Source organism: bacterium (genome assembly GCA_019695335.1).
GTDB lineage: Bacteria > CLD3 > CLD3 > SB21 > SB21 > JABWBZ01.
Genome location: JAIBAF010000034.1, coordinates 1 through 22,267, shown reverse-complemented (window position 1 = coordinate 22,267; position 22,267 = coordinate 1). Strand labels below are relative to the sequence as shown.

Sequence of the window (22,267 nt, the reverse complement as noted above, 5' to 3'; positions counted from 1 at the left end):
ATTTGCGTGGAAGTCAAACGAAGACATCCTGTTTTAGACGAAAAAGAAAAAGAAGAAATTCATAATAAATTGCGCAGTTTTCTCTATTCGCAAGGGCTGAAAGCCACGCCGGAACGTTTTGCGGTGCTGGATGAAATTTATACCACCGATTTTCATTTTGAAGCGGAAGATATCCTGATGCGCATGATGAAGAAAAAACAACGCGTTTCCCGGGCAACGATTTACCGGACTCTGGAAATTTTGGAAAAATGCGGGCTGATCCGGAAAGCAAAATTAGGCGAGACGACGGCATATTACGAACATACCTACGGACGGCATCATCATGAACACATGAAATGTACGTCGTGCGGTAAAATCATCGAATTCGAATCCGAAGATATCGAACGCTTACAAGATATGATCTGCAAACAATTTAACTTCAAAATGACCTACCACATCCTCCACATGTTTGGTGTCTGCGAAGACTGCCAGAAAAGCGGCGCCGCCGTGCCGACGTATGTCAATCCGTACGTGTAAGATTTTATTCTTTTTTAAACAGCTGAAAACTTCACTCACCTCAGAAACCTACTTCTTTAGTCTAAACACATTTATGTAAATACATTATTTTTTGTGTATTGATTTTACATGTTTTGTGTTTTTTATAAAGACTGGCTGGAAAAATTCAACATAGATTTGCCGATAATTCGTATTTGAAAGCTCCAACGGTAAAGTTTGTGACACGGTGATCTAAAGGCGTTTATTTAAAATGATGATACCAATTTCCGTCTGATTCTCTATCAACCGTTTCTTGTGACTCAAAATCGATACTTACAAATGGCCTTGCTGATTCTGGATAATCATGCTTAATAAGAATATCCTTCAGTTTATGTTTTAACTCCATGTTCGACTTAAGGCTCACTTTCATTACATCTGACTTAACGCAAATCCAAAAAACAAGGTTTTTTGGATCAATATCATACGCACCATACCATTCGATCCAAAAATTTTCAGGACAAATCGGGTAAATAATTTTTTTAATATCTTTTTTTATTTTTCTAATTTTCTTTTTTGTCGAATTTTGATAAAACAATGCTTTCAAAATATTCATATGTCTCATCCATAAATGATGATATTAGTGAGGTACTATTTTAACATGATTTAAGTCTAAAATTGGTTTCTCTATTTTTAACCAAATACTTGTTGAACGCGGCCCTAGTGGAGTTGTAAAAAAGTGAGCTTCTCCACTTGCACCTCTTGCGAAATTTGTAGACAATGTTTTCCAAATAGGGCTAGATATGAAACGAGGTAAATAAGGATGTAACTTATCCATTATTCGCCCACTTGTCGTCATTTCAAGGGTTTCCATTCCATTATTTTTTGCAAAATTAAACGCAGTTTCTTTCGCCCCTTCCCCTGACCAAAAAACTCTAGTAACTACAAACGCGCTATTTCCATAACGTATTGCCAGATATCCTTCCGCCGCCATTGAATAGCCGGCTTCCATTAAACCAAACCCAAGTCCAGCCAAGGTACTTCCGGTTTGTGCAGCAATTACTGAAGCATTCGCACGCTGTTCATATTGATTCCACATCATCATGCCAAGTCCACTGAAAACCGGTGCTTCGACTTTTGGTTTCAGATAATTGAATTCAAACATTGGAGGAGGAATCCAAAACCCAATGTTGTGAATACGTTCCGCTTCAATAACAACTTCCGGAAAAATGTAATTAGTACGCTGATTGTCCTCAGGAGTTAACACACCACCACCCGTCTGACTTCCATCCGGATCTATGAGATTTGCAGGATTATTGCCAACATAACAATATGGCGAGTGAAACTCATCCATTGGATCGACCTGATGCCATCTGCCGAGCTGCGCGTCGTAAGTACGCCAGCCGTATTCATACCAGTTCAGGCCGAAGTCGGCTAGTTTGACTATTCGATTTTTTTGAAAGTAAATTTATAAGTACTATCCTTTTGGTAAAGATAAAGAGTATCGCTGTTTGCAGCCTTAAAAACTGAATCGCTTTTTGCACTAATTCTTTCAAAAAGAATATCACCATTGGCATACGGCACAAAGCCATATACTTCTTTCTTCTCTTTTAATTGAAAATAGATTTGCAGTCTTTCTGCCCTTATGGTATCCAGTATGCCTTCAATTTTAGATGAATTAAAAATAAGAAAATGGTCTTTCAGAGTTTGATCACCACATATTTTCAGCGAAAGCCCCCCTCCCAAGATGATAATACTGAATACTATTATTTGAATTTTTTTTAGCATTATTTTTCCCCTTCGTAAAAATCATGTAACTTAAATGTACCTGAAACTCCACTCGCCGCGTTAAATAAATATGGCGGCACTGGTGCAGTTATAGCTCCTCCAATTGAAACACCTCGTCCAACAATATAAGATTTTCCAGCTCTTTGGATGGTTCCATACACACCTATTTCAGCTCCAAATCCTGGTGTCACCGGTAGAATTCCAGACGCGCTACCCCAATAAGTCCAGGAAGCAGGATCTTTCACATTTCCTGTCGGAATCATACTTCTTCGGATTTCTCCAACAGGACCCATATAGTTTGCACCGCCAACATTGTAGCCCAAATCGATATTCCATCCTGCACCAATTCCAGCTGTATTGGTAAGCATGGGTTTCCAAGAGGCCTCTGGACCTCTAGTAACCCAATTAAAATCAACAACATTAACTTGCGCTCCAACTGAAGCGATTCCGCTAAACCCGTAGCTTATAGTTATAAAATCTGGAACCCTTGATCTCATCCAATCACTATTCCATAATGATGAAAATAATTCATCAAAAGAGAAACTCTGATCTGGCATGTCAACAAGTTCAAAAACCGCTACATACGGATTATCACCAATTTTGGTTTGCCCAATATAAACAAGCTCCGGATCACCACCGTAAAGCCCATCAAAATCAACTAAGTTCGCTGGGTTATTACTCACAAAACAATATGGTGAATTGAATTGATCAAGTGGATCGACCTGATGCCATCTACCAAGCTGAGCATCATAAGTACGCCAGCCGTATTCATACCAGTTTAATCCAAAATCATCAGTCAGTTCTTTGCCATTGAATAAAAATTTATTGTCACTCTGCGTACCAAGTCCCTCGATCCTCATGCCGTGTTCATATTTGGCACAGATTATTTTACATTTTAAGACAAAAAACAGAAAACCGCTTATATTTCCATGCTTAATGAAGTTGAATATCTATATAATAATCAACAGCCAAAGAGATTTATAACGGATTTAGAAGTCTTTTCTTAGCCTCAATCACTAAGTTTCGATATTCTGGCTTCACAATTTCAACAAGCAATGCCTCAAGCCTGCCTTCAAGAATCCAAAGAACCGCCTGTTCGACTTCATCACACGAGTATACACCTTTAGCATCATCAAATTTTGCTAAAAAATCAAATAGCACTAATGCTTCATCTCTCGAAAGTTCTAAATTAATCGGGGACGTCGTATCCATATAGATATCTCCTTACCATAGTCTTCCTGAAGTTAATATACTTTTCAATTGATCAGCTTCAAGTCTCCATCCTCCAACAAAATTTCCCACTTGATCAGACATTATGTTCATACCCGTACTTGGATTTACATAATGTATAACCGGATTCCCTCGGTAAACACCTTGAATTGTTATCACGCTGGGACTATTAATGAATTGGTTTATTGCGCTTCGAGTTGCGGCTGCTTGCGCAGGATTCCAATTTCCTTTTAATCCCAATTCAATTCCATGTCCTGCTTTTGTAAAGAATTTTTGCACTGCTGGTAAACTAGGAAATTTTAAAACATTGCTCGCAAGCTTTGCAGGTTTTCCAATAAAAGGAATTGCTGCTGTAAGTGTCGATACGCTCGGACCATCTGTTGTGGTTTCATAAACAGCCACTCCTACAGCAAGATATGGTGAAACAATTGAGGCAACTGTACCAGTGTATTCTTTAAAAATCTCATGCATACGTTTACGCAGGCTTTCATTCTGCATAGCAGTTTGCCGTTGCCACGCATCCAACCCATTGAACCACGTGAATGTTTCCCATTTTGATGGCATTTCTCCGTAAATTACTATTTCAGGGCCTAAAAAGCTTCCACTTGAAGGATCCCAAACAGGATCAGGGTCATCAGTGCTGCTTCCATCTGGATCAATGAAATTCATAGGATTATTCCCCAGATAGCAATACGGTGAATGAAACTCATCCATTGGATCGACCTGATGCCATCTGCCGAGCTGCGCGTCGTAAGTACGCCAGCCATATTCGTACCAGTTTAATCCAAAATCATCAGTCAGTTCTTTGCCATTGAATAAAAATTTATTGTCACTCTGCGTACCAAGTCCCTCTATACGCATACCGAAGGCGTAGTAATGTGATTCTTCGAGCCTCACGATCTCGCCTAAACCTCCGTCAAAAAATGTCACTCGCGTATTCCCAAGATGGTCGGTGATATAGTACTCATATTGCAGGTTGCCGTTAGTGAGTTTCTTTACCCGGCCTTGTTCACAGTAGAAAAAGTCGAGAGAACCGTTTTTGTAATCAAACACTCCCGACACGTAATCTAATGTCGTCGTGACGACATTATTCGTATATACCGTCTTGCGTAATTTTTCACCGCCGGGCCGAATAGGTCAAAGCAGTTATCCTAACATTCTTAATCCAAATACAGAGATATCAACGCTGCCAGGCAACTTAATTTTTCCTGCTTCTTCAAATGCTATGTTATGCAAATTAATTAATTCGTCTCGAGTGTTTAAATCGACCAAAATATTCGCTGAATCAGATTGCAGGAATTGACTGACAATATAACCTGCTTTCGTGCGAGCACCACCAGCAACAAAAACATTATCATCGAACTTTTGTAAGTTTCCTACAACTATTTTTCCATATGCAATTCCTATTTTATAGGCAATTCCTTTTTGAAAAGTGAAAAGAATCTTACGATCAATTTCAATCGCACTTTTTAACGCAGATATATGGGAATCATCACAAAACAGTTCTTGAGAAAAGAAGGAGTCTGCTATGTTGGCAACTTCAAGCCCGATAAAAAAACCCGAATTTTTCTTTACCACCTCTTGTATGTCTGATTTCAGTGTGTGATAAATTTTAAGATCCACAGGTTGTTCAATAAACTCAAATTCTAATCGCAACATAAAGCCATGTACCTCGATTGCCTCAACCCCGATCTTATGCTTGATAATTTTTTTGGCGATCTGACCTGAAAAATGATTTTGAAGTTTAGATTTCAAGTGTTTTTCCTTATCAAGGATAATTTGATTATTTGATAATTTTCCAACCACCTCTTAAAGGAGACAGCATTTTAAATGCTTCCTCAGCACTCACACCATTTTCTAACAAAATATCCATCAAAGCATCCATTCGAAACTGGCCTTTTTTTAAACTTGATTCGGCAAGGTTTTCAATATCAACTAGTTTTTGAATTTGTTCTTTGGTAAGAGTTTTATTTAAAATGTTATTTGCATGACGACTAACTGTTGCAGCACTATTCGCCGTCTGAACGACTTTATTAGTCGCCTGAACTACATTGTTTGCCTCAGTTACTCCTACTAATGAATTTACCTTTGCAGCCCACATCATGGTAGAAAGCGCCTCTCCTCCTGCAGCCATGACAACCGTATACGCAGTAAACTCAGCAACTTTCGTCCATTCTTTCAATCCATTAAATACATCTTCAGATGGCCTGAAAAACATTGTCGTTGAGACTACTGAACCACATGCTTGTTGACCAAAACCGTAAAAACAAGTGGATAATCATCACTACACCAATAGGAATCCGTGTGAGGTTCATAATATTCTTCTTCCCAACTACAGGGTTGGCTTAATAAAAAGAGCAAATCATCAATAGTGCCTTCCCGTTTTCTTACACGTTGAGTGGTAGACCAACCTGTAGCAAATAAAACAACGAATTCAGCAATCTTCTCGTTGAGAACAATATTTCTTACTTGTCTTAAAAAATCAAAAAAAATTTCAGTGTTTTTACCATAATCAAGTGCAGTACCTATAGAAATAGCTTCGTTTTCAGAGAGATTTTTAGGATTACGTAAAAAGCCAATAAGTTGTATTGAAAATCTCTCTAATACAATTTTAACACCATTTCTTAAATCCTGAGGACAAGCATTGTCCCCAAATTCAATTACGTAATTTTGTTGATCGCATAAGTTGCAAAGTTGTTCTTCAATTTTCGATCTGTTCTGCAGAAAACCAATTCCTATTATCATTTCACCTAATCCCTTTGGTTCTATAAAGATTATTCTGAAGAGCTTTGTAAAGCTCTTTAATATGCTTCTGTGTTGCAGGAATAGCTTCTTTCGCTATTTTATAGCGTATTTTTCCTTGCGGATCGACCATTCTGATCAACTCATGTACATGAGGACCTGAAATACCATGTTTTCCGCCTGAACCGATTCTGAGTAATTCACGTCCGGATTGTCTAACTGCTGTAATTTCTCCCCCAGCGGCTTGAATGGCTTCATCCAGTACGGCGAATGAAATTCATCCATCGGATCGACCTGATGCCATCTTCCGAGTTGCGCGTCGTAAGTACACCAGCCATACTCATACCAGTTCAGACCGAAGTCGTCGGTGAGCTCTTTGCCATTGACTAAAAATTTATTGTCATTCTGTGTGCCAAGTCCTTCGATTCTCATACCATAGTAGTACATCTCTTGAATTACCTCATACTTCAGATTGAACAATTTTTTTTCCACAAATTCTTACTTTTTCTATCTGCGCAACATATTCAATAATCTGGGGAAATTTACTTATATCAACTTTTCTTCCGTCGGGTGACAACCAATAAAAATTATCTAATAGTGGTCTATCTAAAATAGTTTTTTCTGCAATTGAAATCCGACTTGAATCTAATATTTTAGTAGCAACCCCTGAGATGAAAGTGTCGGCTGTTATTATATCAAACACTACTTCATATACAGCCGTATCGATGAAATCATTCACTCTCAGCTTAAAATTCGCTAATTCAATGAGAGCATCTTGCAATTTTTTTTTCATTTTGGCTGAAACCAAGAACTAAGTGAGCCCAAGATTTTTGGTTTTTGGTGCCGGTGACTTTGCCTTTCGTGCGATAAAAGACCGTCTCCGCTAAGGTTGTTATCGTTTAGACAACATTTTATAAAAAATTTTATTGCTTAACGAAAATACTATTAATGCTGTTATCGCATATCCTATTTTTATAAAATTTTGTTCTGTATTTATTTTGCCACAGATCTTCCATATGCTATAAAGCAACAGTGGGAGAGGACCTGGCCTAAAAAGGATATATCCAAAAAGCGATGTAATTCCAACAGCTAATCCAATCGATAATATTTTTTGTTTATTTTCTATTTTCATGCTTTAAGGCGTCAAACTGTGCCTATGGAAACGTATCCATACGCGAGTTAATGATCAAAGTTTTGCCGTTAATTATTTTGTGAGTTTTAGTAATGATTTTATTTTTTTTCTTTCACTTACGTAAGTTATAACTATTGAAGTATACATCGCCATTACAAATCCTACCATACCTAACATTGTTTCAAAGTCTTTCGCTTTAAGCGCCATGATAAAAAAAGGAATGAGAACCAATCCAGAACAACACAGACCTATAAAATGTAGAACCCATTTTAGTGATAAATGAATTGGCTGAAGTTTTATAATCCCATCGTTTTCAGTAAGTAAGAATGAATTTCCAGCCGAAGGTACATCTAAAATATATGCTTTTTGGATGTTATTAGTATTTTCCAATTTTTTTAACTCATCTTCAGCAACCTTAAACGAGTGCCAATATAACATATAGTTCCTTATTTTTTTGAAAACGATTATTTATCTGCATCCCCTTTCATTTACCATTTCCAATCATAAAATATCCCCGCTTTCAGATAAATCTGATTGTCCGCCAGTTTAAAATCGATGGGCACAGCATCTCCACCTATCGACGCAGAAGTTAAATTAGTACTGGCAAAACTGAAACCCAGTTCGGCCGATAGACCGAACAGCATCCCGGACGGTTTGCCTTCTACACCGAAACTCAAACCCGGAGCGACTGCTTCATCAAAGTTGAGCTTGATTGTGAAATCGGTAAAATGCGATTTCCCTGAATATTTTTTAAAATCAAGGCGCCCTTTAACAAACCAGTACGCGTCTGAGAAATCATTAAATTTCTGACTGTAGCATATTAAAAAGCCAATCGTCCGAACATGCAATGTTTCATTCGGAATACCTTCTGAGGAATACACCAAAGTCCGAGAGCCTGAAGATTCCAGCGATTCGAAATTAAAATCCATTCCGAGAATGATGTTCGAAATTTTTTGAGGAAAAACTATTTCTACGGACGGCGTGAATGAAGGTGCATTGGAAAAATACTGCGTAATAGACGGATGAGTTCGGAGGTTTTCGTATTCATCCGGAACATAGGGATCTCCCTGATCTTTTTTGGGCAGATGAAAATTCAAATGTCCCATGGCTTTGAATCGCATAGCCACTCGTTTATTCTGGGACCCCGTCGTTACAATATAAACCGGGGAAACTTCCGGTGTCGCCATTTGCATTTTCAATTGTTCGCCAAACTTGATGGCCGCTGCATCCCAATCGATACCCGAGTCGCCGGCATGCATACAGGCTTGTAATATGCCATACCCCATAACTTTTTCATCCAGGTTGTCCCACATAAGATATTTGCACGACCAATGCAAAGAATCTTCCAAACGTGACACATGCAGATCCTGCAGCCACAGAATGGTTGACGGCTTTGATCCGCCGATATTAATTTGAGTCGAAGGGACGTAAAACCCCGTTTGTGTCTTAGCCGTTGCCAACATGTGTTTGTTGACATTCATTTTTGAGCGGCGGATTTGAAAAACAATCGGCGAATACTGTTCAAAAACTACCGGAAGTTTGTCCTCAAGCGCTTTTAAATACGCCGATTCGTCCGTTCCATTCCATACGACCGAATCGCCCTGCAGTACCGGATTCAGCACTAAAGTGACAATACCTAACGAGCGGTCCTGGCTGTGTAAGGTGACAGTGAAAAGCAGAATAAGAAATAAAGTTTTCATTGTAATCCGAGTGAAAGTGAGTGTTTTAATATGAACGTTTAAAAAACGGACTCTCTTCTAAAATCAAATACGCGACGGTTTCAACAGCCGATACCCAAGTGCCTCGTGTCATAGCAAATGCAAAAGACGCTTCAGCGTCGAATTGACCGTAGCACACGATTTTCCCCTTTTCATTGTCCCAGATGGCGTACGTAACCTTGTGAAGAAGAGCAGGCGATTTTCCACCTACGGTACTTCCTCCGCCTTTTGGACCGGGAATCCACGTTCCAGCCTGACCTGCATACCTTGAAATATCAAGCCGCCCAATAAACAAGACAAAATCGTACGTCGAATCAAATTCGGTCGTTTGCCCTTCCTGGGGTAAAGCGATTTCCATCGTTTTATCTTTGCCGATGGTAAACGTGGTACTTTCAAGAACGGGTTGAATATTGAAATCTTTAATCCGTACTTTTCTCATTCTGGCATATTTTCGTACAGCTTGTGTCATGGTAGAATCAAAAAATGACGTGTAAACACTGCGGGCATTGCCATCTCCAAGATCATCTTTGACGTCGTCGGTGTTTTCGATAAATAAATTTCGATCCGTTAGCGGCGTGATCACGATCGTTTTGCCAACCAAAGTTTTTCCATCATATTCCGGACTGATAAAACGGGTCGACGGTGCACATCCGATCAAAACTAATAGAACAGTCATTATTAATTTTTTCATAAAAAAATCCCATGTGTGTAGTAAGTGAAGTTTACATTCTTTAACCATTTACGGATTTCCTGGCTTTCGATAAAGCATATTCGAAAATAAATTGACCGTCTACCGTCATGAAATCAGCCAATTCAAGCGTCGGATTGCGCACGCCGCGCCGCCAATAATAGGAAAAGCGTGAAGTTCATTGACAAAGCAATTAGTGAACGACTCGTTAAAAGCATATTTCTTAAATTCAGACAGTTTATCCGTCCGCCAAAGTTCGTTCCCTGTTTTTTCGTCTATAAAAATTTTAATACTATTATCGTCTGAATTGCCTAATAAAATGACGCCATTTTCACGGTTCCATTCCTGCCATTCAAACGACTTGATGCCGAACTTTTCTTCAAATTTGTAACTCCATACGATGCTGCCATCGGCTGCATGGAAGGCCGTGATGAACTTTTCACCCGATCCGATGAAAAGGGCATCATCCTTGGAGTGCATTTTTATTTTAGTCGCTCCGGGACTCATTTTTTGTTCCCAGATAACCGGCAATGTCTGTGCAATTGCGGTTTCAAAACTAATCAGGACAACCATCAGAGTAATAAACCTGAAATTCATGGCAGGGTCTCCTTATAAATGTGTGTATCAGCTAATTGCAAAAAAGGTACAAGTGATTGAAAAACAATCGGAAAAATTTACGTTCGGTTTTTAGAGAAATTTGATTGGGGCTAGATCATAGTTTACAAGCTACGTTCCCTCAGGAATGTGGCTTTGGCTAACGGCGTAAAGTAGTTTTCTTAAGAAGATTTGTCAATGACTTTTGTCATTGAAAATATTCATGTTTTGGGTAACACTTAATACACGTTTTTTGTGTATTTCGATACATGTTTTTTGAGTAAGTTGTTATTGAAATAGGTCCGGTGAAAAGCTGATTTGAAGTAAATTCACCGCCTGTAAGAAAGTACTACCGCTATTCGTGGAATGCAATTTATTACTCTCGGGGAGAAGGCTCTCCCCACGCCTCGGCTTTGCGCCTGCGGCGCACGATCCTCGGCGCCCCTCTCTGTCTGTGGTGATGTACGAATTTATAGGTAAGTAAAAAAACCTATATGCAATCGGAGGAAACAAATGGGAGCCGCTGCAAGCGATGCGGGGAGCGCGAAACGAGCGGAAGCGGCGACATCTGCTCAATAGCCGGCGCGACAGCGGGGGCGTGGTATCAACGCTGAGCCTGACCTGCGAGCAACTCCAAAAGAAATCCCGTGAGCATGTGAGGCTGGCGAGGCAACTATTTTTTGATGCGTAATTTATTACCAAAATAAATAATTGAGAGAATTGAATAAGCGAGGATCAACATACTCAGAAGAATAAAAGCCAATTGCCGAAATTCCATTTCTCCCATTACTATTGACTGTCGCGTAAGAATAAAACCCCATATGATAAATAAAAAACATACCAATACCGTCATTGCAAAAATTTGAAGAATGTATATCCTAGTATTGTTTTGTATTGTTCGACTACGTACGTAAAGAAGAAGAAAAATTTCAGCACCAAAAAATGCTGCGGCAATCAAGCTACCTACAAAAACCGCAAGAAACTTATCACCATGTTCATCACTAAATGAATTCCAAACCAAAACAATTAAAAGAACAATTAGAAGTCCCGCGGTTAGAAAATTACACGTACGAAAAAACTGATTCATATTACTGTTTAGTCCTTTCAGCTTGATACTGACTTTCTCTTAAGGCTGCATCTGCTGATAAGTTATGGACCGGATGATCGGGATTGTCTTTGTTCATCGCACGATGAGAAACATCTGATCCAAACCCAAAAAAGTTAGCAATACCTTCAAGTATTGAATAGCCAATGCCGGCGCGACAGCGCGGGCGTGGTATCCCACGCGGAGCCTGACTACGCGCGGGACTTAAAATCTTTTTCCAGAATAAACTGCGCGTAGTGAGGTGAAGCGGCTGAAAAATAATTCATTTACAGTTTGCTTCAAACGACCACGACCACTTATCGATACAAAATAGATCGTTGCCCTTATATCGTATGATGAGGTAATGTCCATCGTCCAAGACTGCGTCCGGAGATTTGATCGAATACAACTTAGCGAAATATTCTTTTGATTCCTTTCCGTGAGTCAGCTTTATGTAATCAAGTTTTCGATCTCCATTGAAATCACCGATGTTTTCCACAATTCCAAACCTACTTGAAAAAAAAGTTACATTTTCAATGTGAGAATTCTCAGTTTCGATCAATGTATAAAATGTAACCTCCATGCCCGAACCACTCGCCGACGATGCCTTGGACAACATACAAAAATATTCTTGTCCTTCGAAAACGAATCTGTACAACTTGGCGGCCAGAGGATCGAAGGGCATTTGTTTAGGAATTGAAATTGGAGTGTTATCAAAAAACAGCGTATCAGAAACAACTGACCCACAACTGATGTATCTTAATTTTGAAGGATAGTTTGAAACAAAAACGCTCTTAAACATGTTCTTTGAGTAATCGCTTTCGTAGTAGCTAAAATTGCCTTCTATCTGTTCGAATTTGATATCGTTTCGAAGGCATGATAACAGTCTTTTCATATCAACCGAATCACACCCAGAAAACATAATTAATAAAATGGTGCTTACTATGATCATTTTGCGGATTTCCTTTTAATCTTAATATCTGGGGGCACCCGTAGCTTTTATAAAGTCATTCGTTTTTCTCATAAAAGTACTCCCTGTTGTATTTCCGTTTACCGTTCCTCCAAATGCAGCTGTTGTTTCCCAAGTATAATTCCAAGTGCCTCTTGTTCCAGTGACCTTTCCACTTGCGTCATACCAGTATCCCGTACCCGATTTTGACGAACTACCGAGTCCAAAAAGATCATGAGCAGCATTAGAAAATAGTAATCCGCCAGTTGCTCTTTTCTCTGCAGATGATCCTATGTCGTCTCCGGCCCAGTGAGTTGCACCATTTGAATAATCGACTCCACCATTTACAGCATTAAGTGCTCCAGCAACCGCTGTCTGCATAAATTTACCATTTCGATTTTCCATGCTTGTGCCATTAAACTCTTGAACTCTTGGATTGCCATCAGATGCAGCAAATGCAAAACCATCAATCGTACTAGTGATCGTTGCGCTTGAACCACGCGCGGACATGTTATTGATAATAGCACTTGCTATACTGTACACTTCTTTGGAAACATTCGCTGTCGATGATTCTCCGTATGAAGTTGCCGCTAGTAGCATCAATTCTGTATGAGATACAGACATTTCTATGGCTTCAGTACCAGCAATCATCCAGACTTTATCATCATCTACGCCATCATTCCCAATGTACGTTCCATCATCAAAGTACATTTCCCCAGCTCCATCAGGATCAAGAAACGCAATTGGATTATTCCCGACGTAGATATACGGCGAATGGAATTCATCAAGCGGATCCACCACGTGCCACCGTCCCACTTGTGGGTCGTAGAATCTTGCGCCGTAGTGATACCAGTTCAATCTATGATCGTCTTCAAGTTCCTTCCCATTGTATGTAAACTTATTATCGATAGATGAACTGCTTAATCCCGTTCCTTCTATTCTCATCCCAAACGCATAGTAAGAATTATATTCAAGCATGTCCGCTACACCATTCGGAGTCGCGCCCGTGTCGGCGAACATCACACGGGTATTCCCAAGATGATCGGTGATGTCGTATTGATACTGCAGACTACCACCGGAGAGTTTTTTGACACGCCCTCGCAAGAAACTCAAAAAAACGATGGTGTAGTGGGGGCTACTGGAGCGACACTAGAACCGAGAAAGCAAGTAGTTATCAAATTAAGACTAAATAATCAAATTTCAGAAAAGCTATTTAAAGAAATCATCTATTCTCTTTCGAATAATTTCACGTGAAAGTGGTTTTCCTTGCAAAACAAAATCACGACAGGCAATGATTTCAATTGGCTTTGTCGTCTTTTCTAAAACTAGTTGATCAATCAACAAAATGAAATATTCTGGCATTTTATGCCACTGCTCGTGATTAGACTCTTGTACGAACCATCTACCGGGAAAATGTTCAATTGCAGATTCGATATCCGAAAATATCATATCGAACACATCTAATCCTTCTAATTCATCCGGCCACTGCTCATAAAAATCTTTCTGTTTTAAATTACCTTCTATTGCTTGCCCTATCATGCGATATACAAGCTTTATACTATATTCGTTTATTATTGGAATCATTTTTTTACACCTCTCATCCATTGATCCATTTGTTTCCAAGGCCAGTGTTTAACACCCAGCTTATCCAAATCAATGTGCGGCAAATTCACTATCTTTCCTGTTACTTTGCCGCCGAGCTTAAATTTGTGCCAGTCCAATCCAAGTAAGCGCTCACCCTTCTTATAAAGATTGATTCCAAAACCAGAGGAGTTAACATAGCGCATTACTTTAACTGAAAAACCAAGCTCCTTGATAAAAACTAATACTTCACCGCCAGCGACAAGTGACAGTAATTCAGCCGCACCGTCTTTAGTTGCTTCATAGTCAAGCGAAGTTGCCCTGTTTCTACCTTCAAACGTGGCTTTTTGCTGTGCTGCATCCAATGAAGAGGCATATGCATAAAATTTGCCAGAAGCCCCCCATGGGTCAGCCCCAACATTTTTTACAATTTCTTTCAGGGGTTCACTGAAGTTTGGAAATTGTAATATGACTTGTTCCTTTACATGATCAACAATAAGGCTGTACCCCTTTAGATCACCATCAATAAAATTAAAATAGTCGACATCAGCACCACCTTTATCACTTATTCTAGTAGCATTACCCTCGGCATCCACATTGTATTCGTATGATGTTCCGTCAGGATCAATGAACATAATCGGATTGTTTCCAACATAACAATAGGGTGAATAAAACTCATCTATGGGATCTACTTCATGCCACCTTCCAAGTTGTGCATCATACATGCGCCAGCCATACTCGTACCAATTGAGTCCAAAATTATCTACCAATTCTTTTCCGTTATACATAAACTTATTATCAGGATTTAAAGTAGATAAGCCTTCAATCTTCATTCCAAAAGCATAGTAATGAAACTCCTCGACAACATCTGCAAATCCATCACTGTTATTGTCAGCAAACAAGACTCGAGTATTGTTCAATTGATCACTGAGATTATATTGATACTGCAGGCTACCACCCGCAAGTTTCTTCACACGTCCGGCTTCCGTAGAGAAGAAGTCCAAGGTTTCGTTTTTGTAAACGAACCCGCTCACGTAATCGATCGTCAGTATCAGCCCATTGTCATAGACTTTCTTCTGCAGCTTCACTCCAGTTGCCGTGTACGTCCAGTCTATACGCTTGGTCGCTCCGAAGTTGACGGTGATCGGTAGATTCAGATAATTATACGTAATGCTCGTGATGCCTTTATTCTTATCGACGGTCATATTCCCGTTCACGTCATACGTGTATTCGATATTGCTTCCGCTGTAAGTACTTCCTCTGTCTTCAAAATCACTTGCCATTGCCGAATTGACCACCGCATCATCGCTCCCGATCAGTTTATTCCCGCTCAGCGTCATCGTCAGATTATCGGTCAGTGAACTTGAATATCGCTGTAAGGTTTTGATATTCCCGTTCAAGTCGTAGGTAATGTTTTTCTCAGAATATTTGTCATAATCGGTATCAAAATTTACTCCCGATTCATAGATCGCGGCCGTCAATTGATTTAATGGATCATACGTGTATCCAAAGCCGCTGGTCGTGGAGCCGGTCTTCCAGATTTGCTGGCTGATGTTGCCGTTATACTGCGCGCTGCCGGTCAGATTGGAATTAATCGTTTCGTATTTGAGTTCCATGCCGAATAGATCCGTGCCGAGATTGGAAGGATCGTTTACTTTCGTCATCCACCCCCGGATATTGTAGGTATAATTCACCGCCTGCAAGAAAGTACTACCGCCATTCGTGGAATGCAAATCTTTTTCAATGAGCGTGCCCAGTTGGTTGTACTGATTCTGGGCTAATAAAATTTCGGAATCGGAATTATTCTGTTGGTACGTTTTGAGAAGCCTGCCGGCATGATCGTAATCAAACCGTTTTTTCACCGTGACGGTTGTAGCCGTGGTTTGATGAATCGTTTTGGTTTTCAGAACTTTGCCTGGAAAGTCGTATTCCGTATACGACTTGTCCGTTCCGCCCATCGAATTATCCGAGATCGTATAAATCACACGCCCGTATTTATCGTAGAAACTCACGGCCGTCAGCCACGTCTGGCTGATCACGGCCGCAGTAAAAGCTTTCTCCTGTTTAGATTGATTGCCTGCTGCATCTTGTTTCGCTTCTAAAACCATCTCGCCGCTTAAGACGACTTCTCCTTCCAGAGCGATTTCTTTGGCTGCGATCGTACCGGAACTCTGCATCTGATCTTTGAGCACGACATTAGCTTCGGAGTGATTGGCTTGATTGTATCCGGCGTAAGGCTGCTGCTGAGTGAGGAGAATCCGGGTTTTCGTTCCGGTGAGTTTGCCTTTGAGGCGATAGAAGGGCGTATTGCCTGAAAAATCGGTATCGCTGGTATACGTGTAGTCGTCCCCCCCGGTATAATCGAAATTATAATCGTCGTAATAATTGGCCGTCCATATTTCGCAATTGGCAATATTCGGATACACATTATTAGTGTAACCGAGCTGGACGGAATAGTTGGTGGACGAGCGGGTCTCATACACGTCGGGATCGGCCAGGACCAGGTCTTGCATAGCCTGGAAACCAACGGCTGAGCCATGAGAATACACTCCCGTCAAGACAGGTCTTCCCATGATATCATACTTGGTAAACATCCATTTATTATCGGTTCTGAGTTTCCCGTCCTGCGTGAGCGCGACTCTTCCGAGTTTATCGTAAACCGTAAAAATCGTATCCGCTTCGGGGATTTTCTTTTTGATCAATCGGTTTTCATTGTCATACCAGAATTCGGTACACCAAAGCGTTTTGATGTTATTGGAATTAATATTCCATGTACCCGATGTTTGCATGGCTGCGTGCGCTTCCGGAGGAATAATAAACTTCAGATTTCCAAAATCATCATATACGTAATGTGTAATGACATCCGTACTGCTTTTGATACTTTTTTTCATTACGGTGCGTTCGGACTTGTCCACATAAGTATAGGCGGACTGCCCGTTTTCATCGACCGTTTGTTGAACGATGATTTCATTAGCGGCATAATAGCCGGTACCGGTACCGTCCGTTTTCCACAGTCTTACTGAATTGGTAGTGTTGCCGCTTGTCCAGTTTTTGATCGTATGGCCATTGTAGTCGCCGACATTCGGCTGCCATGTTTCACCCGGCGCACCTTGTTCGATCACACGATTGAGAGGTGAGTTTTCAAATTTAGTCAATGAATAAGGTTTGGCGCTGACGGGAATACCGTTCAGTCCTTTTTGATAAAAAGCTAAACTACTATCGATACTAAAAGACCGAAACACACCTGCACCATTGATCGATACAAATGGCAGGTAAGATTTGGATTGGCGGCCATACAGATCATACTCCACGGCCGTGACAATATCATTTTTGGAAGGCGACGCGCGTTTAGCAATCGATTGCACCAACCGCCCCATGCCATCGGAGAAAGCAGACGATTGTTGAATAAAAACATCATTCAGCGTATCGACGTGCGTATCGAGCACACCGGGCCTGAGAAAAATTTGTGAAGTAATATAATTCTTTCCTTCCGGCGTGGTATACGGGACATACACTCCGTTGCCGTAGTTGGTCGTGGCGGCTGATCCGTTATATGCAAAAATGTAATAATAATAGGTCGTGCTGGATGCCAGTCCATTATCCGTACATGTCAGTCCATTGCCAACGTAAGCAACGGTGCCACCTGCCGCAGTTCCGGGCGACCCATAAACAATACCGTCAATCGGTTTTGCCGTTGTAACCGACGTTTGACGGATGACAATATAACCTGTCGCACCGGATACAGCCGACCACGAAATACTGACGGATGATTGCGTAAGCGGCGATACCGTAAAATTGCTAACCGCTGCCGGATCGGCTTGCAATGTCGTTGCATTGCCTGTCAATCCGCTGCTGTAGCTGGTGCCCGTACCTGGGCTATTGTATGCATAGATGGCAAAATAATACGCTGTTGAAGGTTGCATGCCGGTGGATGTAACGTATAATTCGACTACGCCGCCACCGCCGCCGCCGCACTCAGTACAAGGTTCAGCGGCACCGGTTCGGACAGCCTCCTGCATATACATCTGAATATTACCTGAAAAATCGACAATAGTTCCATCACTTCCGATGCTCTGTCCTTCCGTGTAAGCCGTTCCCTGCACGGGTTGTCCCGGAGGGCCGCCGGCCCGACGAAGAATCAGGTAACCGGCTGGCGCTGTGGCGCCTTGAGTCCAGCCTACATTCATACGATCCGATCCTATGTAACTAAATTCGATGCCGGTTGGCGCAGGCGGCGGCGCGACCAATGTAAATTGATTGCCCGACAATGGCGAAACGGTATTGTAATTGATGCTCGCGCCCGATCCGTTATACGCCCAGATTTTATAGTGATGATTCGTGTAATCGATCAAACCGGTAAAATTAGTCGATGTTCCGGTAACCATAAAAACCTGACTGGCACCAAATGTCGAACCGTACGTAGTGCCGTCGACTGGAACTTCTGTCGGAACCGTTCCTCCGCGACGAAGAATCAAATACCCGGTAGGAGCGGTTGCCGGAGCCGTCCAGTTGAGCGTCATGGACGACGACGTCACTTGGCTGATGACCAGATTGGTTGGTTGTGCGGACGGTTCATTCGATAAGGTAACTCTATTTCCTGTCGTCGGTGACGCGATGAGATAATTGATCGTCGATCCCGAACCGTTATATGAATAAATTTTATAGGTGTAGGTCGTCCCGGCACTTAAACCACTGGAAGTAAACGAAGTTCCGGAACCGATGTATACGACTGTTCCGTTACCCAGAGTCGAGCTACCGGCCACATATGTTGTCCCATCGGCCGGATCGGCGCTGGTGGACGTCGTACGAACGACGAGATACCCTGATGGTGCAGGCGAAGCCGCCGTCCAGTTGACGATCATCGAATTCGTAGTGATCGACGTAAATGAAATAGTCGGCGCTTGCGCCGTCGGTTCACTCGCCATCGTTGTGTTATTTCCGCTCAAACTGCTTGTCGTAAGATAATTGAAATTCGCAGAAACACCGTTGTATGAAAAAATGGAATAATAATACGTCGTATTCGATGCAAGTCCCGATTCGGCAAATGACGTCCCGCTTCCCACATAAGCGACCGTACCATCGCCGATAACCGAACCGGCCGTATACGTAGCCCCATCGGCGGGAACTCCCGTTGGAGCAGCACCCGCCCTTCTTAGAACAATATATCCATTGGGAGAACCTGATGCCGCGGTCCATCCAAGTGTCATGCCGACCGGCGTGATGGAACTAAAATTCAATCCCGTAGGTTGAGCGCCCGGTTGGGATGCAATCGTATATTGTGAGCCCGAAAGCGGATTAGTTGTAAGATAATTTGAACTCCCCGTATACAACCCGCCATTAAACGAAAATATTTTAAAAAAATAATTTACATTAGAAGATAGCGATAAGGCAACCATGGCATACGTTGGATTGCCGCCTCCCGGTTCCACTGATTTCGTTTGGCTATCGCCTTCGTATGCAAGCCCCGTATTGCCTACAACAATGGCGTCGCCAATGGTTTCACCTGTATTATATTCGGTTCCGTCGGACGGTAATGCCGTCGGTGCACTGCCTGCTTTCATGACCACCAGGAAACCGTCTGCAGTGCCGCTAAATTCCCATTGAACTTTGATAGACGTTTCAGTTACGATAGGAAAAGTCATATACGTCGGTTGCGCAACCGGCTCGGTCGCCAATGTACTCCCAAGTCCCGTCAGTGGCGTGGCCGTTTTGTAATTAGTGCCGGCTCCTGAACCGTTGTATGCAAATACGGCATATCCGTACCTCGTATTGGCAGTCAGGCCTGTTTGTCCTACAGAAGTTCCCGAGCCGACATAGACAACCGTACCATCGCCGATGGTATTGCCGACAACGTAAGTCGTAAAGTCCGTCGGAGCGCCTGTAGGAACTCCGTTGGTTTTTCGTATGACAAGATAGCCATTAACAGCCGGTGATGCGGCAGTCCAATTGACGGTTAATCCTGTTAAACTGACACTGGAAAATGTTATATTTGTAGGTTGATTCGTCGGCTCAGCCGCAGGCGTGGCTTGACTGCCGGTCAGCGGAGAGGTTGTGCGATAATTCGTAATCGTTCCCGACCCATTGTAAGCATAGATCGCATAGTAATAGGTTGTATTAGAACTAAGACTTGTGGAAGAAAAAGACGTTCCTGAACCGACATACACCACTGTAGAATTTCCTAAAGCATTACCAATACTGTATACCGTGCCATCGGATGGAGCAGTGTTAGGAGATGCCGTCGAGCGTAACACAATATAACCTGCTGGCGGCCCTGACGCCGCCGTCCACGTAACATTCATCGAAGACGTGGTAATGGTGTTAAATCCAATGTTGGTTGCCTGTGCAGAAGGTTCAGGAGCAGCAAACTGAAAATTTCGCAATATATCGTCTGTACCTGAAGTCGTCGACCCGTATTTAATTGTAACTTCAGTCATGTAATTGTTAAACGGAACTAAGCTGGCTGATGTAATAGTATAATTGACTCCTGAGGAAAGCTGAGCATTGGTTGCCGTTGTCGTCAGGGTGACATTATTCACTTTCAGGCTACACGTAAAAACTGTAGAGGCGCCATAGCTTGTCAAGATTGTCGCAATAAGGCGAATGGTTGAAGCATCAACTACCTGAATAGTATAACTTTCAAGAGAAATATTATCACCACCACCTCCACCGCCGCCACATTCTTCACATGGCAGTGCATTTAAAGCGTTTTGAGAATCGGCCTTTTGTACGTTTTCTTCCTGTGCGAAAAGCAAAGAAAACGGCATGCAAAAAATCAGAGCGAACAATAATTTTTTCATAAAATCTGTAATTTTTTAAAATTCCAAATTCAGAATTTTTTAGTTGACGTTTCTCTTGTATTGGTATGTGTGTTTCTTGATCATATTTTTGTCCTGATCAAAAACTTTGATCAATCTCCCAACATCATCGTATTCGTAATACGTTATGATGCTATTGGCATCCGATATGGCTGTGACTTTCCATGTCAAAATGTCGTACGTAAATGTCGACATGGTTGCTTCCACAGGATGAATTCGGACGTCGTCGATATTACCGGCGCCGGCTGTGATCGATAAGGTCGTATTCTGAGCAAGGTTTTTGACTTCGAAAAATTGCCATTGGCCGTTCGCCGGATATGAAACGCCATTGATCGTTGTCGACGAAGTCGGCTTCACCCAACCGGAAATCACGTACGTTCCGGTAACGGAAGGCGTCGACAATTCGGCAACAGTTCCCGAATAACTCTTAGAATAAGCGCCGGTTTTTCCACCCGATGCATTGGCCGGGTCTTCGAAATTGAAAAATTTGATCTGAGTATTCAGAGCGTTTTGCGCAATGGCTACCGGAAGCGCATCGCCATAACCGTATATGGACGACGTGTAAGTGCCGTCGAGGCCACGTTCTTCCGTCGGATGCCCGAAACGGTCGTACGCCGTAATGTTGGAAGTTCGTTTCCAGCCGTTTGGCAAATCATAATTACCCGGATTGGATGTTTCGTTGTCAGCCACTGTCCAGTTGGAGAAATAAACAAAACTTGAACCTATTTTATTAGAAGTATATGTATCATTTTGACGCCATATTTGATCAAGATAATCGATACTACCATCATTATTCCAATCTGTTCCTGCAGTCAACCAATTCTTCCAAGTAGTGATGCTAGCCGATTTCAAATGAGGTAGAATCCAACTTTCAATAGTTCCATCACACTGGTGAGACGGATCATAAACTAAGACTTCTCCTGCTGCTGCTGAAATATCGTATAATCTTTGTTCAGCCATTTGCGTCAACATGTTTTTATTTTTCATCGAAGAATAAAACCAATATGCCGGTCTGTTTTCGTTGACAATACGATCGCCTTTAGAATCTTTAAACTCAGTAGTTAATACCAATCCGGCATTCGCATCGAATGCGATGTTATAATTGGTTATACTGCTGCTGCCATTTGAATTGTTATTAGGATCGTAAAAATATTCTACTGACTGGGTACCAACTAAGTAAACGCCTTGTTTAATGTGATTGATATAAGTAACAGGATCGTCTTCATTTTTTGTCCAATATTTTTGCTGAATAAGCCCGATGGGCGTATTAGTATAAGACACGCAATCGTTGGCTGATTTAAATAACCAACGAGACTTTTGATCGGCTGCAACTCCATTAACAGGTGTAACGTTCGTCGTAAGGAGGTCTTTACTAAATTGATACATTCTTTTATCTTCTTTAAGAATTTTAAGAACGCCCTGATCCAATTTATATGTTCTAATGTTCTTAATCTGTCCATAAATACCTGTTTTGT

Annotated in this window: 21 protein-coding genes; 1 reads left to right on the top strand and 20 read right to left on the bottom strand. The window is 41.6% G+C overall.

All coding sequences use genetic code 11. The features are described from left to right. Positions 1-6 precede the first annotated feature (6 nt). Positions 7-516 (top strand): transcriptional repressor, encoded by a 510-nt coding sequence (locus K1X84_10100; protein ID MBX7151981.1) that lies wholly within the window; start codon positions 7-9, stop codon positions 514-516. Between the two features lie 220 nt (positions 517-736). Here K1X84_10100 and K1X84_10095 read toward each other — a convergent pair whose 3' ends face one another. The 20 genes from K1X84_10095 to K1X84_10000 form a co-directional block, all read right to left on the bottom strand. Beyond that, on the bottom strand, positions 737-1,087 hold the full coding sequence (locus K1X84_10095) for a hypothetical protein (protein MBX7151980.1): 351 nt from the start codon (positions 1,085-1,087) through the stop codon (positions 737-739). Positions 1,088-1,111: 24 nt separating this feature from the next. Continuing rightward, complete coding sequence (locus tag K1X84_10090) at positions 1,112-1,939, bottom strand: hypothetical protein (protein ID MBX7151979.1); 828 nt, start codon at positions 1,937-1,939, stop codon at positions 1,112-1,114. Next, entirely contained in the window at positions 1,915-2,259 is a 345-nt protein-coding gene (locus K1X84_10085) for a hypothetical protein (protein MBX7151978.1), read from the bottom strand. Before K1X84_10085 ends, K1X84_10090 begins: the two co-directional genes overlap by 25 nt. Further along, positions 2,259-3,119 (bottom strand): hypothetical protein, encoded by an 861-nt coding sequence (locus tag K1X84_10080; GenBank protein MBX7151977.1) that lies wholly within the window; start codon positions 3,117-3,119, stop codon positions 2,259-2,261. Before K1X84_10080 ends, K1X84_10085 begins: the two co-directional genes overlap by 1 nt. Positions 3,120-3,237: 118 nt before the next feature. After that, positions 3,238-3,471 carry a hypothetical protein gene (locus tag K1X84_10075; GenBank protein MBX7151976.1) on the bottom strand — a complete coding sequence of 78 codons (234 nt, stop codon included), beginning with the start codon at positions 3,469-3,471 and terminating at the stop codon, positions 3,238-3,240. Between the two features lie 12 nt (positions 3,472-3,483). After that, on the bottom strand, positions 3,484-4,542 hold the full coding sequence (locus K1X84_10070; protein MBX7151975.1) for a hypothetical protein: 1,059 nt from the start codon (positions 4,540-4,542) through the stop codon (positions 3,484-3,486). 93 nt (positions 4,543-4,635) lie between these two features. After that, a complete protein-coding gene (locus K1X84_10065; GenBank protein MBX7151974.1) occupies positions 4,636-5,244 on the bottom strand; it encodes a hypothetical protein in 609 nt (202 codons plus the stop codon). Positions 5,245-5,272: 28 nt separating this feature from the next. Continuing rightward, complete coding sequence (locus K1X84_10060) at positions 5,273-5,707, bottom strand: hypothetical protein (protein ID MBX7151973.1); 435 nt, start codon at positions 5,705-5,707, stop codon at positions 5,273-5,275. An 11-nt stretch (positions 5,708-5,718) separates the two neighbouring features. Next, positions 5,719-6,234 (bottom strand): hypothetical protein, encoded by a 516-nt coding sequence (locus K1X84_10055; GenBank protein ID MBX7151972.1) that lies wholly within the window; start codon positions 6,232-6,234, stop codon positions 5,719-5,721. Positions 6,235-6,369: 135 nt separating this feature from the next. Further along, entirely contained in the window at positions 6,370-6,723 is a 354-nt protein-coding gene (locus K1X84_10050) for a hypothetical protein (GenBank protein ID MBX7151971.1), read from the bottom strand. After that, on the bottom strand, positions 6,692-7,024 hold the full coding sequence (locus K1X84_10045) for a hypothetical protein (protein MBX7151970.1): 333 nt from the start codon (positions 7,022-7,024) through the stop codon (positions 6,692-6,694). The genes K1X84_10050 and K1X84_10045 overlap by 32 nt, the downstream gene beginning before the upstream one ends. Before the next feature lie 411 nt (positions 7,025-7,435). Further along, on the bottom strand, positions 7,436-7,801 hold the full coding sequence (locus K1X84_10040) for a hypothetical protein (GenBank protein ID MBX7151969.1): 366 nt from the start codon (positions 7,799-7,801) through the stop codon (positions 7,436-7,438). A 50-nt stretch (positions 7,802-7,851) separates the two neighbouring features. Further along, entirely contained in the window at positions 7,852-9,063 is a 1,212-nt protein-coding gene (locus K1X84_10035) for a hypothetical protein (protein ID MBX7151968.1), read from the bottom strand. A 25-nt stretch (positions 9,064-9,088) separates the two neighbouring features. Next, positions 9,089-9,772: a hypothetical protein gene (locus tag K1X84_10030; protein ID MBX7151967.1), complete on the bottom strand. Its 684-nt coding sequence runs from the start codon at positions 9,770-9,772 to the stop codon at positions 9,089-9,091. 105 nt (positions 9,773-9,877) lie between these two features. Beyond that, positions 9,878-10,366 (bottom strand): PQQ-like beta-propeller repeat protein, encoded by a 489-nt coding sequence (locus K1X84_10025; GenBank protein MBX7151966.1) that lies wholly within the window; start codon positions 10,364-10,366, stop codon positions 9,878-9,880. Positions 10,367-11,730: 1,364 nt separating this feature from the next. Further along, complete coding sequence (locus K1X84_10020; GenBank protein ID MBX7151965.1) at positions 11,731-12,342, bottom strand: hypothetical protein; 612 nt, start codon at positions 12,340-12,342, stop codon at positions 11,731-11,733. Positions 12,343-12,420: 78 nt separating this feature from the next. Continuing rightward, on the bottom strand, positions 12,421-13,416 hold the full coding sequence (locus K1X84_10015) for an RHS repeat-associated core domain-containing protein (protein ID MBX7151964.1): 996 nt from the start codon (positions 13,414-13,416) through the stop codon (positions 12,421-12,423). A gap of 189 nt (positions 13,417-13,605) precedes the next feature. Next, the gene (locus K1X84_10010) at positions 13,606-13,980 is read right to left on the bottom strand and encodes a hypothetical protein (GenBank protein ID MBX7151963.1); all 375 of its coding nucleotides are present in this window, start codon (positions 13,978-13,980) and stop codon (positions 13,606-13,608) included. Further along, the gene (locus K1X84_10005; protein ID MBX7151962.1) at positions 13,977-20,774 is read right to left on the bottom strand and encodes a fibronectin type III domain-containing protein; all 6,798 of its coding nucleotides are present in this window, start codon (positions 20,772-20,774) and stop codon (positions 13,977-13,979) included. The genes K1X84_10010 and K1X84_10005 overlap by 4 nt, the downstream gene beginning before the upstream one ends. 39 nt (positions 20,775-20,813) lie before the next feature. Beyond that, on the bottom strand, positions 20,814-22,267 hold a 1,454-nt coding region (locus tag K1X84_10000; GenBank protein MBX7151961.1), incomplete at its 5' end, for a hypothetical protein.